The organism is uncultured Butyricimonas sp., assembly GCF_959596855.1.
GTDB lineage: Bacteria > Bacteroidota > Bacteroidia > Bacteroidales > Marinifilaceae > Butyricimonas > Butyricimonas muris.
This window is the reverse complement of sequence record NZ_CAUFYA010000042.1, coordinates 13,190-33,502: the sequence shown is the minus strand read 5'-3', so window position 1 is coordinate 33,502 and position 20,313 is coordinate 13,190. Positions and strand designations below refer to the sequence as shown.

13 protein-coding genes are annotated in these 20,313 nt (G+C 43.3%); all 13 read left to right on the top strand.

The annotated features are described in order from the left end of the window. The first annotated feature begins 19 nt into the window (after positions 1-19). Complete coding sequence (locus tag Q5866_RS16050; RefSeq protein WP_303181306.1) at positions 20-3,607, top strand: TonB-dependent receptor; 3,588 nt, start codon at positions 20-22, stop codon at positions 3,605-3,607. 11 nt (positions 3,608-3,618) lie between these two features. Next, positions 3,619-5,046: a RagB/SusD family nutrient uptake outer membrane protein gene (locus Q5866_RS16045; protein WP_303181304.1), complete on the top strand. Its 1,428-nt coding sequence runs from the start codon at positions 3,619-3,621 to the stop codon at positions 5,044-5,046. A gap of 22 nt (positions 5,047-5,068) precedes the next feature. Next, complete coding sequence (locus Q5866_RS16040; protein WP_141560887.1) at positions 5,069-5,971, top strand: hypothetical protein; 903 nt, start codon at positions 5,069-5,071, stop codon at positions 5,969-5,971. 194 nt (positions 5,972-6,165) lie between these two features. Then, positions 6,166-6,747: an RNA polymerase sigma-70 factor gene (locus Q5866_RS16035; protein WP_099290673.1), complete on the top strand. Its 582-nt coding sequence runs from the start codon at positions 6,166-6,168 to the stop codon at positions 6,745-6,747. 54 nt (positions 6,748-6,801) lie between these two features. Beyond that, complete coding sequence (locus tag Q5866_RS16030; RefSeq protein WP_303181303.1) at positions 6,802-7,962, top strand: FecR family protein; 1,161 nt, start codon at positions 6,802-6,804, stop codon at positions 7,960-7,962. A gap of 91 nt (positions 7,963-8,053) precedes the next feature. Then, positions 8,054-11,341 (top strand): SusC/RagA family TonB-linked outer membrane protein, encoded by a 3,288-nt coding sequence (locus Q5866_RS16025; protein ID WP_176554933.1) that lies wholly within the window; start codon positions 8,054-8,056, stop codon positions 11,339-11,341. Positions 11,342-11,352: 11 nt separating this feature from the next. Next, on the top strand, positions 11,353-12,789 hold the full coding sequence (locus Q5866_RS16020; protein WP_176554932.1) for a RagB/SusD family nutrient uptake outer membrane protein: 1,437 nt from the start codon (positions 11,353-11,355) through the stop codon (positions 12,787-12,789). A 10-nt stretch (positions 12,790-12,799) separates the two neighbouring features. Next, positions 12,800-13,555 (top strand): DUF4843 domain-containing protein, encoded by a 756-nt coding sequence (locus Q5866_RS16015; protein WP_176554931.1) that lies wholly within the window; start codon positions 12,800-12,802, stop codon positions 13,553-13,555. 17 nt (positions 13,556-13,572) lie between these two features. Beyond that, entirely contained in the window at positions 13,573-15,078 is a 1,506-nt protein-coding gene (locus Q5866_RS16010) for a hypothetical protein (RefSeq protein WP_099290668.1), read from the top strand. Between the two features lie 22 nt (positions 15,079-15,100). Next, positions 15,101-17,167, top strand: a complete 2,067-nt coding sequence (locus tag Q5866_RS16005) for a hypothetical protein (protein ID WP_303181301.1) — start codon at positions 15,101-15,103, stop codon at positions 17,165-17,167. Between the two features lie 108 nt (positions 17,168-17,275). Then, positions 17,276-18,364 (top strand): peroxiredoxin, encoded by a 1,089-nt coding sequence (locus tag Q5866_RS16000; RefSeq protein WP_303181300.1) that lies wholly within the window; start codon positions 17,276-17,278, stop codon positions 18,362-18,364. Then, on the top strand, positions 18,361-19,614 hold the full coding sequence (locus tag Q5866_RS15995) for an amidohydrolase family protein (RefSeq protein WP_303181298.1): 1,254 nt from the start codon (positions 18,361-18,363) through the stop codon (positions 19,612-19,614). Before Q5866_RS16000 ends, Q5866_RS15995 begins: the two co-directional genes overlap by 4 nt. A 17-nt stretch (positions 19,615-19,631) precedes the next feature. Next, positions 19,632-20,312, top strand: a complete 681-nt coding sequence (locus Q5866_RS15990) for a hypothetical protein (RefSeq protein WP_303181297.1) — start codon at positions 19,632-19,634, stop codon at positions 20,310-20,312. Position 20,313: the final 1 nt, after the last annotated feature.

The following is a 20,313-nucleotide window of genomic DNA, read 5'->3' as shown; positions in this document are numbered from 1 at the left end:
AAATGTAAAAAACAAAGTTATGAAAAAAAGAAGTAAGTGGTATGAATTTGCACGAGGGAAATGTGCAAATAAAATCATGAGGATTATGAAATTAACGAGTTTACTAATGCTTGTTTTTGCTTTGCATCTTTCTGCCGGAAGTGTGGCACAGCAGGTTGTAAGTGCCAAGTTTTCGGATCAGACGTTGAAAGAGGTGTTTCGTGAAATCAAAGCGCAGACCGGTTTTTATTTCATGTATAATAGCCGGGAAGTGGATGTTCGGCAGAGGGTTAGTGTCGAACTGAATCAAGTGTCGCTGGAAACAGCGTTGGAAAAAATATTTGAACATTTGCCTTACGGGTACGAGGTGACACAAGGGTACGTGTTGGTCATTACCCGCCCGAAAGCGGTAATGGAGTCTAAAGCGAAGAAAAAAGAGGTGCGGGGTATGGTGGTTGATGAGAAGGGGATTAGATTACCGGGAGTAAGTATCGTGATCAAGGGAACGGGAATGGGTACGGTGACCGATGTCGAGGGTGCTTTTAAGCTGGATGTGCCTGCCGGGGAAGATATCTTTCTGGTATTTTCTTTTGTCGGGATGGAGAGCAAGGAGGTAAAAGCGGATACAACGTTCATGAAGGTTGTGTTGAAGGAGTCGGTGGAACAGATGGATGAAGTGGTGGTGACGGGGTATCAAGAGATCGACAAACGGAAATTATCCAGTTCTATTGCCTCGATCAAGGGGGAGGATTTGATAGGGGGAAATGCTATTTCCATTGATCAGATGTTACAAGGGCGTCTGGCAGGAGTCGCCGTTTTGAATCAAACATCGACACCGGGAGCCGCCCCGAAAATTCGGATTAGGGGATCTTCTTCTATCACGGGAAACCGGGAACCCGTGTGGGTAGTGGATGGTATTATTCTGGATGAACCGGTACAACTTTCTACGGAGGAATTGAACAGTATGGATCGGGTGAATCTGATAGGGAACGCTATTTCCAGTCTGAACCCGAATGATATTGAACGGGTTGATATTTTGAAAGACGCGAGTGCTACGGCTATTTATGGCGTGAAGGCAGCAAACGGCGTGATCGTGGTTACCACGAAAAAAGGAAAAAGGGGAAAACCCAGAATTAATTATGCCGGGGGAATTTCGGTTATGACGCCGCCTTCTTATAAAGTGATGCGCTTGATGGATTCGGAAGAACGGGTGGAGTTGTCGGAGGAGATGCATCGGAAAGGATTACAGTTTTACACGTTCCAGCCAACAAGCATGGGGTATGAAGGTGCATTGATGGATTTGTGGAACGGTAAGCTGTCGTATGATGAGTTCCGTTATAAAGTGAAAGATTTGAAAGAATTAAACACGGATTGGTATGATTTGTTGTTCCGGACGTCCGTTAGTCATCAACACGCGATAGCTGTATCCGGGGCAACGGATAACACGGATTACTATTTCTCTGTCGGTTACGCGAATGACCAGAGTGTAAACAAAAAAGAGGATCTGGATCGCTTTAACGCGTTGATTAAGGTAAACACCCGGTTTACTCCTAATTTTAAAGTGGGAATGAATATGAGTGGGGCGTTGACAAACACGAAACGACCTCATAATTCCATTGATGTCTACCAGTATGCGGCACAAACATCAAGAGCGATTCCCGTGTATGACGGGGAGGGGGAATTGTTTTATTATGACAATGCTTTCGGGATTTCGGAAAATATTCCTTTTAATGTTTTAAACGAGTTGAAGGAAAGTGGTTCGACCGTGAAGAATCAAGCTTTGAGATTTGATATTTCCTTGGATTGGAATATTATGCCCAGTTTGAAATTTAGTTCTATTATCGGGTTGACGACGAACAATAATTATCAGACTTATTGGGCAAGCGAGAAGTCTTATTATGTTTCTCAGCAACGGGGTACTCCTTACGGGACACCGCTCCCTGCGGAGGTAAGCAGTGATTTTGCCGCAAAGTGTTTGCTCCCGATGGGAGGAGAGTTGGTGAAGGAGGATACAAGAAACACGAGGTACACGATACGTAACAGTTTTGCTTATCATGAGTCTTGGGGAGAACATCAGTTGTCCGCTATGGTCGGGAGTGAGGTTACTTCCTCGAAGTACGATGCGCTGAAATCCACGCAATGGGGATATTTGCCGGAACGGGGAAAGAAGTTTGTGAATATAGACTTGGCTACATGGAAAGGATATGCAGAGAAGGTGGCTAAGACTCCGGATGTGATTACGGATAACCTGACGAATATCGTGTCGTGGTACGGTACGTTCACTTATTCCTATGGCGATCGTTATATCGCGAATTTTAATATTCGTACAGACGGTTCCAATAAGTTCGGACAAGATAAAAGTGTACGTTTCTTGCCGGTTTGGTCTGCTTCCGCCAAGTGGAATCTGCATAATGAGGTATTTATAAATTCTGTAGAATGGCTGGATGAACTGGCATTCCGTCTGTCTTACGGGATACAGGGAAATGTGCATCCGGATCAAACGCCGAATCTGATTGTCAAGATGGGGGCTTTGGATAATATTTCTAAAGAGTATGAATCCACGTTATATAAGTTGCCCAATGACAATTTGAAGTGGGAAAAGACAAAATCTTATAATTTAGGTGTCGATTTTTCTTTCTTCCGCTCCTTGTTGTCCGGTACGGTAGAAGTGTACAAGAAGATAGGCGAGGATCAAGTCGTGCAAAAAACGTTGGCTCCGTCTACTGGTGCTAATTACGTGGCGATCAATGATGGTGATGTGAATAACAGCGGGTGGGAGTTAAGTGTTAACGTGAATCCTGTCCGTGGAAAGGATTGGAACTGGAGTTTTTCGTTCAACACGGCAAAAAATTATAATAAAGTGAAGAATGCGGGAGAAGAGCTGTCCGTGACATGGAGTGATTACGTGAACGGGACTTTGGTTCGTAACGGGAAATCAATAAATAGTTTCTACGCTTATCGTTTCAAGGGGTTGAATGACGAGGGATTACCCACGTTCTACGGGGAGTCGGAAAAGAATGAGGACGGGGAGGTTGTTATTGTTACGCAGGAAGAGGCTTTCGATGCGGCATTCGTGTATGCGGGACGGCGTGAGCCGACTCTGTCGGGTGGTTTTTCAACGAACTTGAGATTTAAACGTTTGACGATGAATGCAAACTTTTCCTTCGCTTTGGGGAATAAGGTTCGGTTGAATAATCTTTATTACGAGTCGGGACAGGCATTGCCGTTTCCGCAGCAAAATATGTCCAGCGAGTTTGTGCATCGTTGGCGTGAACCGGGGGATAAGACGGTTATCCCGGCATTGTCGGATGATGCAATGGCATTTACTACTTACGAGAGAAAATATCCGATAGCCAATAATCGTTGGGATATGTATAATAAAAGCGATTTAAGGGTGGTTTCGGGGGATTTTCTCCGTTGCCGTTCTTTGAGTCTACGTTATGATGTTGTCCCGGAATGGTTACAAAAGTTTTATATCTCGGCTGCCAGCTTAAGTTTTGACGTGAGCAATCTTTTCGTGATTAAAAGCAAGGATTTGAAAGGACGTGATCCGGAACAAGTAACCATGGGTTCGGGTACAGTCCCGCCACAGAGGGGATACTCGTTGAGATTAAATGTTTCATTCTAAATAGGTTTGTGATGAAGATACTTATATATATTATCGTAACGGGAATGTTACTGGGTGGATGTAGCGATTTTCTGGAGGAAAATTCTCAAGATTTGATGATTCCCAAGACTGTGCAGAATTACAAGGAATTTTTGTATGGTGAAGGTTTGAACAATAAGGTTGTCCTTTGTGAATATCTGGATATTATGACAGATGATGCCGACGAAATTATTAATATAAAAAGACCTTATGAAACGAGTGTGGATGCTCGTAAATTTTGGTCTTATTACACTTGGCAGGAATATCCAGAGATTCAGCAGGACAATTCTTTGTTGGAAGACAATGCATGGGGTGAATATTACCATAGAATATTGATTGCTAATATTATATTGGAGGCTTTGGATGAAATGGAGGGAACACATGTGGAGAAAATGGATTTGGCGGGTGAGGCTTATTTTTTGCGTGCTTGGTCTTATTTTATGTTGGCTAATTTATATGGCAAGCCGTATGTTGATGAAAAACAGGCAGCTAAAGATTTTTGTGTACCAATCAATCGGGCTACAGGTATTGAAGAAAAATCATTGTCCCGTTCTTCGATAAAAGAGGTGTATGACTTAATGGAGGCGGATATAATATCTTCAATTGCAGCTTTTAAGGTGTCGACAGTCGAGAAAACAATTTTTCGTCCGAATTTGCCGACTTCTTATTTGTTGGCTTCCAGAATAGCACTTTTCCGGAAGGATTATGACAAAGTGATTGCTTATGCCGATTCTGTGCTGCTCTCGACGGAAAAGGCGTTATTTGATATGACGGCGACCTATGCAATCCCTCGTTTTTTGAATGTCGGGAATCATGAAATATTATTTTCTTATGGTGAAGCTCCTTCTGGTGGTTTGGCTGCTTTTCAGTACTCTTCTTTGAGGCGTGCTGCTTTTATTCCGTCAACGGATTTATCGGATTTGTATGCGGAAAATGACGAACGGAAGACTTCTACTCTATTTTTTAGTGCAGGAGGAATGAAGCCGATGAAATATTATGGCTCCACGTCAGATGGTATGTATCCTCATGCTTTCCGTTTGGCAGAAGTGTATCTGAACCGGGCAGAGGCGTATGCGGCAAAAGGGATGACCACCGAGGCGCTTCGGGAGATTAATGCTCTTCGGGAGAAGCGAATTTCCGAGAATTACGAGGTCACGGCGACGACGGCTGAGGATGCCTTTACACTGGTAAAGAACGAGCGGCGGATGGAGTTCTGTTTCGAGGGTTTCCGTTGGTTTGATTTACGCCGGTGGGATCGTCCGAAGATTACACATCGTTTTTCTTCAGCGGAGAATCCGAGTAATTATATTGAATATGTCTTACAAAAGGATGATCCTGCTTATACTTTGCCGATACCACAGAAAGAACGGGAGATGAATTTATCAATAGAGAATATCGATCGCCCGCGACGGGATAAGTAGATAAATTTAAAAAGAAGAAGTTATGGAACGAATAAGATTAATGATTATATGCGTGTTGTTGCTTGGCTTTTACGCGTGTTCGAATGAAGATGATATTCACGCCAAGGTGGAAGACAGTTGGTATAACTTGGAAGACGATCCATCCGATCCCGTTCAACATTATATCTATCAGTTTTATCAAGATTACCGGACGATTATCATTAAAGATCCGGAAGTAGAGGATTATCGATACAATTTTAAAAAACGTAATAATATCAAGATTGTAGCGCCTGTTCAAGAAGCTGTTTTATTACAAAAGGGGTTGGATATGGTGAAAGATGTCTTTATTGATATTTATCCGGATAATTTTAAAAAGAAATATTTCCCGTATTCTATTATTATGGCTGATTCGGTTCTTTTCCTCGGGATGGAAGATCAAATACCTTCTTATCATGCTTACGCGAGTACCAATTTTGTCGCTATTGCCGGGATTCGTACGGAAATGAACAATTATACGGATAACGATATCCGGGAGATTCGAGGAGAAGTGAATGCTAAGTTCTGGAGTGATTATTTGGCTGCTGTTAAAGGTGTTTTTGTTATTCCGGATGATTTTTACGAGGTGAGTAAGAAGTTTTACGGGCAGAGTGATTGGGACTGGGATGTGGTTTATACTCCGGATGATGTGGATTGGCACGAGATGGGATTTATTTCGTACGATCCGGGTAACACGAGTTATGATGATGATCCGATTCTGGGAGGATGGTGGATTCAAGCTCCCAATAAAAGCATCGATGTTTCGCAGTGGTTGGAGTTCGTGTTCCGTGTGACTCCGGGAGAACGGGATATGTTATTGGAGAAATATCCCTTGATGAAAAAGAAATACCGGATATTGCAGGAAGCAATGAAGCAATGTGATGGTTTTGATATTTCCAACTTAGAATGAAATATTTATATAGTTTTTAGGACAAAGGAGGAGGTCGCTTGGCTTCCTCCTTTGGTGTATTTTTGTCATTACGATAATTTGTGTGATTGTTTGGCTTTAAAGATTATTCTTTATATTTGTGCATTCGGAGAGTATTTTATGTCGTCTTGGGATATAAAAGATGTGGGGAATTAAAACGTGTAAAAAATGGATCTATGATGCAGGCTGTTCCGATCGATATGGGTCGCTTGATAGATGGTGACGAGAAGATATTCAAATGTCTGTTCGATTCTTCGTACGTGGGAATGGTGCAACAAGCCGTTTATTATACGAATGATCCGGACGTGGCGGAAGATGTCGTGCAGGAGGTTTTCGTGCGGTTGTGGGAGAAGCGTGAGGAACTGAGGGGGATTGAGAATATTCAGGGATATTTGTCATTCAGTGTAAAGAATAGATGTCTGAATCATTTGGAACACCAGCAGGTTGTGGATAAATACAGGCAACATTGTTTGATGTCGGAGATGTCGGAAACGGATGAAAGTCCGGAAGTTCTGATCGAGGAGGTGAGTCGTTTGTTGGAGAAGTTACCGGAAAAAAGACGAAGGGTGCTGGAGATGAGTGTGCTCGATTCCAAGTCTTACGCGGAAATAGCGGGGGAGTTGGGGATATCGTTGAACACGGTGAAGGATCATATAAAAAAGGCATATTCTTTTCTGAGGGAAGAGGCACGGAAGAGTATTTCCTACTCTGTTCTTTTTATCGCGTTATATCGGCAAAAAGAAAAAAATAAGGAATAGGTGATTTTTTTTCATTTTTGAACCACTCGTTTTAAATTCTTACCTGTCTTTAGTATGAAAATAACCATAACAATGCAGGAAGAAATAGAAGATATAATCATGAAAAAGCTCTCGGGAGAGAGTCTGTCCCAAGAAGAGGGGGCGTGCTTTGAAGCGTGGTGTCAGGATGAGGAACATCAGGAGTATTTTGAAGACTTGCGTAAGATTCGCTCCGGGATTTTAGCTTCATTGGTGGCGAAAAAGGTAAACAAGGAGAAAGCATGGCGTAAGGTGCGTCCCGCTAGAAGAAGAACTTTGGTTTATCGTGTGGCGGGATACGCGGCAATGTTCGTGTCGGTTCTGGGGGTGGCTTTGGCGCTTCTTTCACGTGAAAAGCAAGATGAAAAAATAACTTACACTCATTCCGTGGTACTGCCCGGGAAGAAAATGGCGACCTTAACGTTGTCCACGGGAGAACAAATCGTGTTGACGGACACGTTGCCTCAACTGAAAGAAAAAGGTACCGTTATTTCCCATTCGGAGGAAAAGGCGTTGGTATATAATCAAGTGCAGGATTCTGTTCCGGCGGGCATCGTTTATAACGCGGTAACGGTTCCCCGGGGCGGAGAGTATAAATTAGCTCTGTCGGACGGAACCATTGTCTGGTTGAATTCCGATAGCTATATTCGTTATCCGGTGAGGTTTTTCGGTGATATGCGTCAGGTTGAGTTGCGGGGGGAGGCATATTTCGAGGTCGCGAAAGATGGCGGGAAGCCTTTTGTCGTGAGGATGAGGGAGTATAATATCCGGGTGACGGGGACTCAATTTAACGCCCGGAGTTATTCCAACGAAGGGACAGCCACGACTTTGGTGGAAGGTTGCGTGCAAATTGAAAGAGGTAAGACAGTGAACAAGTTGGTTCCGGGACAACAAGCCATATTAAAAGACGGGCAAGTGGATGTGCGGAAAGTGGATGTGGAGAGCCAGATAGCGTGGAGGGACGGGAACTTCTCGTTCTCGCAATGCCGTTTGGAAAATATTCTGGATGAGCTTGCCCGCTGGTATGATGTCGATGTGTTCTACATGAATCAGCAAGTGAAAGATTACCATTTCTCCGCGTGGTTTAAGCGGAGTTCCTCGATAAGCGAAGTCATCGCTATTCTTGAAAAAACGAAAAAGATAAGTTTGAATTTAAAAGGAAGAATGCTTACCGTAAAAGACAATAGTAGAAATTAAAAATAAAACATGAGGCATATTTGCCGTATACCTCATGTATATAAAACTCCTCGCCAAAGGAATTTTAATGTTAAACTTGAAAAACAAAGTTATGAAATTTTTATGTAGAAACCTAATCTGGATTATGATTAAAATCAAGCTGGTATTCCTAGTGTTGATTTTGGGCTTCTCCAGTTTGAATGCGAAAGTTTGGTCGCAACAGGAGCGAATTGATTTTGTGTTCGAGAACATGAACATGGTTCAGTTTTTTGAACAGCTTCAGAAGAAGACTAATTTAAAGTTCGTGTTTAATCATGAAGATGTCCAGAAGTACACTGTAAATGGAAAAGTACATGACAAGTCTGTGGAGGAGATATTAGATATCGCCCTTGCAGGTAAGCCCTTGCGTTATGACATCACGAGTGATCACGTGGTGATTTATTATGCCGCGATTCCCGTTAAGGACGAGAAGCCGAAGGGGATTAAGATTAAAGGAACCGTGACGGACGAGGAGGGATTGACGCTACCCGGTGTTACCGTGGTAATCAAGTGGACAACTATCGGTACGGCTACCGATGTCGATGGTAAATTTGCCTTGGAGGTTCCCGAATCCGATACCACGAAACTGGTATTCTCGTACGTGGGGATGCAGACCTACGAGTTGAACATCTCGAAGAAGAAAACGGAATACAATGTTGTTATGAAGTCCGACAGTAAGGCATTGGAGGATGTTGTCGTGACCGGATTTTTCACGAAAAAGAAGGATAGTTTCACGGGTTCCGTGAAGACGATGACGGTGGAAGAACTCAAGGCTGTGTCGAACACGAATCTCGTGAGTGCGATTTCGATGTTGACCCCGGGTATGCGAATGGTGGAAAACAATGCTTTCGGGTCGAACCCGAACCGGATGCCGGAGATTGTTATCCGGGGTACTTCGTCTTTATCCACGGAAGCTGACCAGAGTGCCAATCAGCCGGTAATTATTCTGGATGGAGTGGAAATCACGATGCGTGATTTGTATGACCTTGATATCAATGATATCGAACGTGTCGATGTGTTGAAGGATGCTTCTGCCACCGCTCTTTATGGAGAGAAAGCCTCCAATGGAGTTATCGTGATCGAGAGGAAGAGAGTGTTGAATGACCGGTTGCGTTTGTCTTATAATTTGGACGGGGCGCTGGAGGTACCCGATTTGAAATCTTACGATTATCTGGATGCCAAGGATAAATTGGAATTCGAGCGTTTGGCCGGATTGTATAATTTCGAGTTGTTGAATGATTTTGAAGAATATAACCGGAAGAAGATATTAATATCCAAGGGATTGGATACGGATTGGATGTCCAAGCCTTTGCGTTCCGGCTTCACGATAAACAATTCTATCGGCGTGAGCGGTCGGGGTAATGGTATGACGTACCGGGTAAACGCGAACGTGAGAAACGTGAAGGGTGTCATGAAGAAAGACTACCGTAACACGATCGGCTTGACAATGTTCCTCTCTTATCACGTGGACAATAAATTGACGGTATCTTTCCAATCCAGTTTCTCCGATTTGAAATGGAAAGAAAGTCCTTACGGGAAATTCTCGGATTACGTGAGAATGAATCCTTATGATGCGCCGTACGATGAATACGGGCGTTTGAATAAAACAGGTTCATGGGAAATGGCGAATCCGTTGTATGAGGCTGAATGTGGGAATTATGACGAGGGAAATAGTCGTTCGTTCACGAATACTTTATCTTTCCGTTGGGATGTTTTGCCCGGTCTTTTTATCAATGGAAGCGGGTCTATCGTGACTTCCAAGGATCGGACGGAAGTGTTCTATTCTCCGGAGTCAAACGTGTTTAACGGTGTTTCTAACCGTTCGGAGCAGGGAACATTGGAAATTGTGAATGAAAGATATTTGAAATACGAGGGGAAGATTATCGCGAATTACGCCCAAAATTTCGGGGAAGATTTACTTCTGACGCTTCATGCGGGGGCTGATATTATGAAAGAAACAACTACAAGAGACGGGTACACGGCTTATGGTTTTTATAAATCGTCCTTGCATGCTCCTAATTTTGCAGCCGGATTCGGTACGGGGACTAGACCTGATGGTTCCGAAGATGTCAGTACTAAAATAGGTCCGTTCGTGAATGCTAACTTTATTCTCAAAAACCGTTATTTCGTGGATGGTTCATTCCGTCGTTCCGGTTCTTCGAAGTTTGGAGATGAGAATAGATTTGCTCCTTTCTGGTCAGTGGGGGCAGGTTGGAACATTCATAACGAGGAATTTGCAACTCGTTTCGGATGGGTGAATACTTTCCGTTTACGTTATTCTTACGGTGTAACCGGAAACGTGAGTTTTGCACCTTATCAAGCCGTGACAACTTATTTTTATAATGGGGATAATTTTTATCTGCACGGTATTGGTGCTATACCCAAAACGATGGGTAATAGGGATTTGAAATGGGATTTGACGAAAGCGCACAATATCGGGTTGACTGCCGATTTTTGGGATGGACGTATTAATTTAACTTTTGATTATTACAGGAAGACGACGGATGATGTACTGATAGATATGTCTGTACCGCCTTCCGTGGGAGAGAGTACCGTGCGGAATAACCTCGGGCAGATGCGCAATGTCGGATTCGAGTTTGACGTGACGGCCTTGTTACTCTCGACCAAAGATTGGCGTTTTAGTATAAAAGTAAACGGTGACCATAACAAGAACGAGATTTTGGGTATCAGTAATAGTTTGGCCAAGTACAACGAGGAGGCAAACGCGGATGGTTCTTCATCACCGAAGGTATTGTATAAAGAAGGTGAATCCACTACCGCTATTTATGCCGTTCGTTCCGCGGGAATTAATCCGGCTACCGGAGAAGAAGTATTTATCAAACGGAATGGGGCATGGACATTGGAATATGATCCGAATGATAAGGTGGTCGTGGGTGACGAGAATGCATGGTTGAAAGGGGCCTTTTTCCCAATGTTGTCTTACCGGGGATGGCAGATTAATCTTTCTTTCGAGTACAATTTCGGGGGGCAGATTTACAACACAACCCGTGCCGATAATGTTGAGAACGTGAATCCCCGGCATAATGTAGACCGACGGGCATTTGAAGAACGTTGGAAAAATGTGAACGATGTTCCGCCTTATCTGGACATTGCAAATGCTGATTCGCGCACCAGTTATCATACCAGTCGGTTCGTGGAGGATGATAACAACGTAATATGCAGAAGTATAGAACTTTCTTATGAATTTAATCAAAACTTGTTGAAAAAGATAGGTTTCAAGCGATTGAGATTGAGCGCCGGGATGAAAGATCCTTTCCGTATGTCGACAGTTAAATTCGAGCGGGGAACATCATATCCGTTCAGTCGCGGATTTACTTTTTCAATTAGTCCGACTTTCTAATAAATATGGTTATGAAAAGATTGAAATATATATTGTTTATCCTGTTGATCGCTTGCTTTTCCTGTGATGATTTCTTGGATGTAAAGCCAACGGGAGAGATTGTGAATAACAAACTGTTTGAAACCGCCGAAGGTTTCGAGGAAGCTATTTACGGTGTTTATTCTTTTCTGGCGAGAGAGCCGTTGTACGGGAAGAATATGACTTACGGGTTGGTGGATGTCGTGGGGCAGTATTTTTCAGGCAGATGGGATAAACACTGGTCAAACGAGTTACGATTGTATAATTATAAGCACATGGAAGTGCGTCCCGAAATTGATACGATATGGATATCAATGTACAGGGGGATTTCTTACGTGAATAACATGCTGGAGAATTTGGCGGAACGTGATCCTTCCGAATTTGCCTTGTATAACGTGTATAAGGCTGAAGGCTTGGGATTGAGAGCTTTCATGCATTTCGAATTGTTGCGCTTGTTCTCGGAGAGTATTATCCAGAACCCGAACGCGACGGGTATTCCGTACCGGGAGAAATATTCTTATCAGGTTACCCCGTTTGACCCGATCAGTGAATCGTACAATAAGATTATCCGGGACTTTAAGGAGGCGGAGAGATTATTAGCGGAACATGGCGAATATTTTGACCGAACGGATGAGAATGCCGGAGGATTCGTGAAAGACCGGGTGATTCATATGAATCTGTATGCGGTGCAAGCTCTCTTGGCACGAGTGTATTGGGAGAAAGGAGATCTGGAAACGGCTAAAAATTATGCCATGAAGGTAATAGAAGCTCCCTATTTCTCTATGGAGGCGAAGACTGATGTCGAGGATATTATGAATGGAGTGATTTCCGATAAGGAAACAATTTGGGGATTGTATTCAGAAGAATTTCCGAATTTTACCCGTGATGTTCTTTACTCTAGCGGAGGAAATCTTTCTTATGATCCCAAACCGGATTATCGTGATATTTATGAAATAGATCAGGACGGGTTCGATTATCGCTTGGATAAATGGTTTCAGACCTTGTCCGATCATGGTGCCGAGGGGTTGCGGTGTATGAAAGTGGTCGATCGTTTCAAGGTGCGTCTGAATACGCGTCCCGTGACGAAATTGAGCGGTATTAATATGATTCGTTTGCCGGAATTGTACTATATCGTGGCTGAATACTATTTATTGCAGTCCGACATGGAAACAGCTGCCACCTATTTGGATAAGGTCGTGCGTGCCCGTGGTTTGAATGGTTTTAACAAGGGGGATGGGATGGTCGTTGTGACTCGTATGAATATCAATAATGACAGGCGGAAAGAATTGGTTTGTGAGGGACAGTGGTTCCAGATATTGAAACATTATAATATGTCTATATATGAGGCGATTACTGACCAGACTTTCCAACCTTCAAAGGATATTTACGTGTTCCCCGTGCCTGATAGTGAATATGAATACAGAGATTAATTTGAATGTTATGAAAAAGATATATATTATTGCCATATTGTTATTCGGGGCATTGTTTTCGTGCACGGATGATGACTATCAATTATATAACACGTCGTTGACAAATAAGATTTATTTCGATAGGGATTCCTTCTTTTTCCAGTATGGACCAAGAGAAGATAAAGATGTCGATCTCGAAGTCCCGATTAGTTTGATTGGGTTGGCGAATTTTGACCAAGACGTGGAGTTCAAAGTAAGTGCTGATATCCGTAATTCGACTGCTAAACTGGGCGTCCATTATGATATGGACGAGATTCAAGTTTTCATGAAAGATTCGGTGACGGCTGCTATTAAATTGGATTTCAAGAGAGACAATCTAGTGAAAGACATCCAGTACAAGCTCTACTTGAATTTGGAAGCGAATGACGATTATATACCGACGAACAGGACGAGATGTGTCGTGTTTTTTGGGGATATCAGTTTAGAGCAGCCGGAATGGTGGCGTCCTGATCGTTTAGGAACATATAATCAGGATAAATTGATTCTGTTTATCAAATATTTCCATGCCACGAAAGAATCACTTCCAGTGCTTTATGATGATATCGTTTCCAAATGGGGCGAGTATCTGGATAACACGGCGCATGATCGATTCGAGTACCTGTTGACGACCTATGTTTATCTGGGTTTCTTTAAACAACATGTTTATACTCCCATGTACGAGTATTATATCCAATCCGGAGATGATCATTACAAGTTACCGGATCCGGCAACAACAGAGTATGAATGATTGAAAAATAGGATATTATGAACAAGATAAAATATATATGGAGCATGATTGTCATCTTGTGCGGCTTACAGGCATGTTATGATGATAATTCAAAATTGGCGGATCAACCGATTATCGAGGTGAAAATTAATCAAACGGCAAAAGATTCGATCAATATCTATTTCAATAATACATTGGAAATTAAAGGGGATATAGAGTGTGAAACCGACGCGTTAACTTACCAGTGGGATATGGGACTTTACTCGATGGATTCGCAAACGGGCGAGTCTATGACAGTTTTCAAGAATATCTCTAAAGAAAAAGACTTGAGTTATGTGGTACGTGATTTGGGACACTATCACCTGCGGCAAGTGGTAACTAGCGAGGATGGAAGCACGATCAAATATTACCATGTTTTTGTGAATTCCCAGTTTGAAGAGGGATATACCATTCTAGGACGTCGCCCGGACGGGAAAGGGAGTATTGCTTTCATGAAAACTCTTACGCCTGAAGAAATAGAACAAGGAATGCAACCGACGTTTATGCAGAATGCTTATGCTTACGCGAACGAGGGGGAGGAATTGTTTATGGATCCCGTGGACGTGGATAAGGTGGGAAAGTTTTTGTATATTTTGCATGGGACGTCACAGAAAATGCTCCAGATAGATGCTAAAACATTCAAGAAAGTGTATGAATATGATTTTAAATATTACGCTTTGGATTTTCTGCCGGGGAGATTAATGGCTTATGACGGTAATTTTAGCAGAGAGTTTGAAGTTGTTTCCAAAAATGGGGGTGTTGCGATGGTACAGACGGATCAACAGGCGATATTCCCCTTTCCCGGTCTTCCGAAAGAAACCGTGTACACGGATGCTTATGATCGTCCGAGCTGGAAGAATAGCATGACGAGAGTATTTATTGGTAAAGATCGGGATGCCGTGTGTTGGAATGGTGCGAACGGGTACGATCCTTTTTTCTCTTATCAGGACTGTTTTGATTATTTTAAAGGCCGGTATGTAGTCAAATTGTTTCAGAATGAATCAACGGACGGTAATGATGTCTACGTGATCAATCGCACGGGAGGGCAAACTGTCATCACGGGTGTTAAAGCTATGATGTACAATTTTGCCGGAGGAGGAGGTCTTTGGGTACTTTTTGAACGTCCGATCCGGGAAGGTATAGTTACGGAAGATTCACAGATATTACCGAATGATTATTACTCTTGTGCTTTTGTTTCCAATGGGAATAAGGTATACAAATGGTTCTATACCCAACATGATTTGGAGGCGAATCCTTTTATCACCTTGCCTGATGGAGAAGAAGTGCGTTGTATGAATCATTACCAGTGTTCCCGAAGCGTTAGTGATGCAGAATATCAAGATTATTCGCGGCAGAAACAATTCTATATTGCCACTTACAATCCGGATCGGGAAGGCGAGTACAAGGGGTCGTTGTATATCTATGACGCGGATACGGGAGCCTTGGTAAATAAATACGAGGGGATCTCTGATGAGCCGGTGGCATTACTTTATAAGATTAAGTAAGAAAATATTAATAATGGAGATTATGAAACGATATATTATCAGTTGGATGCTATTGGGCATCATGTCGCTTTGGATATTTTCATCTTGTGAGGATTATAACTTCAAGGATATTCCCGACCCGGTTGTACCGGAAGACATGACTCCCGGGTTGAAATTGTTGAATAACGAGATTCTGATAGACGCTTTCGGGAATGCTCAAGGATTCGAGTTGCGTGCTATCGGGGGAAAGTGGAGTGTGGAGCCGGAGAAAGAAACACCTTGGCTGTTGGATTACGAGCCTAAATCAGGCGATGAGGGAAATGCCGTTGTTGGCGTAACGTTGAGAGTGAACGAGGGGATGGAGGAGCGTTTTTGTAAACTGATTGTTCGTCAAGAAAATACCGGGAAAGTTGACACGGTGTACGTGAAACAGTTTACCTACGAGTCGAAATATAACCGGAGAACCGATAGCTTGGCAATGCTTGCCGTGTATAAAGCGCTGAAGGGTGAGGACTGGATGAAGCCTTGGAATACGAAAAAACCGATGACCGAATGGACGGGCGTGATATTGGAAGAAATAGAAGGAGAACAACGGATTGTCGGCTTATCGTTGAATGATTTTAAATTGAGTGGAGATCTGGCTAATGAGATTGGGAATTTACGAGAATTGAGGTCTTTGAAAGTCGGGGGAATGGGAAAAGTGTACAAGTGCCCGAACAGTTTGATTAATTTGCGGAAATTGGAAACGCTGGACGTGAATTTTTCCGATGGAACGGAATGGTTCCTGCCGAATGACATGTCTTCCATGCTTTCATTAAAGGTGTTTAAACCTGCTGCATTGAAAGTACCGATAGAATCGTTTGCCGGGTTCTATACTTTGCCGGCATTGGAAGAATTAAATCTTTCCACGATGTATTTGATCGGGGATTTACCGACGGGGATTTCCAAGATGAAAAGTTTGAAGTCGTTGAGCCTTGCCGGAACGAATATTTATAGCTTGCCGGATGATATCGGTGAACTGGCAGAGAATCTTACCACGTTGGATTTGAGAGGGTGTCAATCTTTGGCTTCTTTAGGAACAAGTTTTAGTAAGTTGGTGAATTTGACAAGTTTGACTTTATCCGGTTGTAAAGTATTGAAAGAGCTGCCCGAAGGTTTTGGTAATTTGAGTAAATTGACAACATTGGATTTATCCAATTGCGAGTGGTTGGAGCGCCTGTCAAGTGATTTCGGGAATCTGCAGATAAGTAGCTTGACTTTAAGAGGTTGTAAATTATTGAAAGAGATTCCGGAAAGTTTTGGTAATCTGGCTAAATTGACGTCGTTGAATTTCTATGAATGTACTTCTTTGGAGGCTTTGCCGGAGAGTATCGGTAGTTTAACCGGGGTGACATCAATTGATTTGAGCCATTGTGAGGCATTAACTTCTTTGCCGGACGGAATCGGACAAATGACAGGTTTGAAAAAGCTGACTATGCCTTATACGGGGTTGACGCAATTGCCTGCCGTGATATCTACTTTATCCGGTTTAGAGGAGTTGAATCTAACGGGAGCGTCCGGAAAGTCCGGTATCCAAGGTGTAGCTGCTGATGTTTTCTCCGGGTTGACGAAGTTGAAGAAACTGGAAGCAAGTTATAATTCATTCTCGGGTAATCTTTCTTGGTTAAGGAACTTGCCGGAATTGCAGACTTTGAGATTGGAGAATAATCAACTGTCCGGGGAGATTAATTTGAGCGAGTTCAGTCCGGCTTTGACGGATGTTTATCTTGCAAACAATCAGTTGGAAGGAACTTTGAATGGTATTTCTACTATGACGAAGTTACGGAATTTGTATATAAACAATAACTTGCTGTCCGGAACATTACCCGCCGAGTTGAGAGATTGTACCGCGTTGAGTTATTTGATGTTAAATGACAATAATATCACCGGAACGATTCCTGTTGAATTGGCGAAGATGAACTTGGGATACGGCGGATTGAAATTGATAAATAACAGGATGACGGGAGAAATTCCCGCCGAGGTATTATCATCTGCCGTGTGGAAAAAGTTATACCCGGAAAGTAACATTTACAAGCAACAAGATGGCTACGGCTTCACGAATGTGCCGTAAATTGTTTTCGTGTATGTATATTTAGGAGGATAGTCAAAAGTCTGTAAGGTCAGAGTTTGCTGCTGGCCTTATGGACTCTCCTTTTTGAATTAATCAAATCAATTTGTTATGGGGAGATTAGTGTATTTCGGATTCTTGTTCGTTTTGTTGGGGTGTAAACAGGAATCCGTACAGATATCGGGTGAAATCGAGAAACAATGGAGAAGTGATAGTGTTGAAATCACGCTGCCCGATGCCCGACGGGGAGAATATTTGATCGCGGCTCCCATTCGGGAGGACGGAACGTTCTCGTTAGCGGGGAATATTCCGTTGAAAAAGGTCGTGTTGATAAACTTCCCGAAGGATTATCTTCGGATACCGTTGTACACGGAAGAGAAACGTTACGTGCTGGTCGAATCGAACGAGCGGTATTATGCGCTTTCGGAAGGGGCATCCTTGCAGAACGAATACGTGGAATTGCAAAAGAAACTGGATGAGTTGAATCGGGATTACGAGAATTCATGCCAAGGATACGATACGATTACCGATATTCACCGGAAAGCAATGATCTCGGAAATGCTGGATAAAAAGTTCAAGTACAAAAATAATGTATTGCTGGAAGGAGTACGGAGATTCGCGGGAACAGAGATTGCCCAAAATCTGGTACATGACATTCTTTTTTATTGTGAGGTGGATTTCGAGTTTTTTACCCGGGCGGTAGAGGCCTTGGGGAATGGCGGACCGGAAAGTGATATGCGGGAACGTATTTTTGAGTTGTACGAGAAAATGAAAGCGAAGCAGTTGACAGGGAAAGCACCTGAATTTGAATTGCCCGACGCGGAAGGGCAGAAAATACAATTGGCGGCTTTCCGGGGAAAATACGTGTTGTTGGACTTCTGGGCTTCGTGGTGTGCGCCATGTAGAAAAAAGAACAAAGAATTGAATAAGCAATACCCGGAATTACGGGAAGTCGGGCTAGAGGTAATTTCAGTGTCGCTGGATAGCAAGAAAGAGCTTTGGTTGCAGGCTTTGAAAGAAGATGGGGTATCGTGGGTACAGCTGATAGATAGTGACGGTTTCGAGAATAGTCGGGTGCGTGACGCTTATAAGGTAGAGCAGGTTCCGACGGTTTACCTGATAGATCCGGAGGGAAATATCGTGTTGAAGAATCCCGATTTGGAACAAATCCGAAAAATCATAAAAGAGAAAAAATCATGAGAAAGATATGTGGCTTGTTTGCCGTACTGTTTGTGTTGTGGCTGAACGGGACGGCTCAAGAGAAAGCGATTATTTTGAAAAACACGAATGTTGTCGATGTCGTGGAGGGAAATATCCGTGAGGGGGTTGATGTCGTGGTGAAAGGCGGGTATATTCAAGCTGTCGGGAGGAACGCGGGGAACGGGATTGACGGGAAAGTGAAGGATATGACAGGAAAGTACGTGATGCCGGGATTGATAGATGCTCACGTGCATATTGCCAATGATCCCAAGGAAACACAGGCAGACCGGGCAAAACATCTGGAATATTTCTTGCGTCACGGTATAACTTCTATCCGGGATGCTGCCGGGGATGCCCGTGTGTTAAAAGATTTAAAGGAAGGCGTGGAGCAAGGGAAATATATAGGACCGGACATTTATTATGCAGCCTTCATGGCGGGTCCCGCCTATTTCGAGGGTAACGATCGGGAGAAAAGTATGGTGGAAGGATGGGCAGAGCCCTTCGCCCCGTGGATGCAATGCCTCCGTCCCGGTGACGATTTGGATAAAGCCATGCGGGAAGCAAAAGAGTGGGGGTGCACGGGAGTGAAGATTTACGGTGGATTCGACCGGGAGGCTTTGTTGCCGATAGTGCGGAAAGCCAAGGAACACGGGTTGCAAGTATGGGGACACGCCACGTTGTTTCCCGCTAAACCGTGGGATGTGGCAGATGCCGGGGTGCAGGTGATCTCTCACGCGTATATGTTGGAATGGGAAGGCGTTTCGGAAGGGTTGAGCGGTAAAATATTCGAGAATTACGAGAAATATTACGATAAGATCGACCACGAGAATATGTCCGTGGAGCGTTTCTTGCAGACGGTGAAAGCGAAAGGATTGATTTTCGACCCGACTCTTTTCCTGTGCATGGAGAACAAAATGGATTGGTCGGTACGTTTTGTAAAGAGAGCACGTCAAATCGGCGTGAAAATTTGTGCCGGAACAGACTATATCAACGATTTGAACCGCCCCTTTCCTTTTCTGTTCGACGAACTTGATCTCTACGTGGAGAAATGTGATTTCTATCCCATGGAAGCAATTTTCTCTGTCACGAGAGTCGCCGCGGAAGTGCTGGGCATCGCCGATAAAGCGGGAGCGGTGGAAACCGGAATGCAAGCGGATTTACTCGTGCTGAACGGCAACCCGTATGATAATATCAAGGAGTTGCGGGATATTCAGATGGTGATGAAGCGGGGAAAAATTCTCGGAGAGTGAAAGTTACAAAACATGAAATGATGAGGAAAGTTATTTTGTCGCTTTGTTCTTTATATCTTGCCTCCTGTGCTTGTTATTACGAGGATATACGTCGGGAAGGGGGAGAGGTATTGAATCCCACGTCTTACGTCTATGATTTCCCGCGACCGGTAGTGAAGCGAGTATTGGACTCTTGTTTTGTTTTATCTCGCTATGAACTTCCTCCCGATGCGCGTGAAAGGTATCGGGAAAAATTGAAATCTTTACAAGTCTTACCCAAGGGGGACGGTATTCCTTCACGATTTTCGGGTAACCAAGATACTTTATATCCGGTATCTTTCCCGCAACGGTCTTACGTGTTTAGGAATCGAAAGGGGCAATTCCTTTGGGCTTACTCGCAATATATTTTGCGGGTTGATTCGCTTGGAAAGGATAAAACAAAGATTGAAGTTTTTTTACATGATAACGATGTAACTGTTGGACGTAAGCTCGGTTTTAATCCGGTTTCGAATGGGTTGCTCGTTTCGAGGTGTATAAAATCTACTTCTACAACGATAGAGGAATACGAGATATTAAAGTATGTCGGTAATAAACTAGGACAAAAGGGTATGCCACCAATTCATTACCCCAAAGCAATGACGAAAGAAGAGATACTGGATCATTTCCGGTATGACAAATCTTTAGATTTTCCTTTTGTCGAAGAAGATATTTATTGGTGAG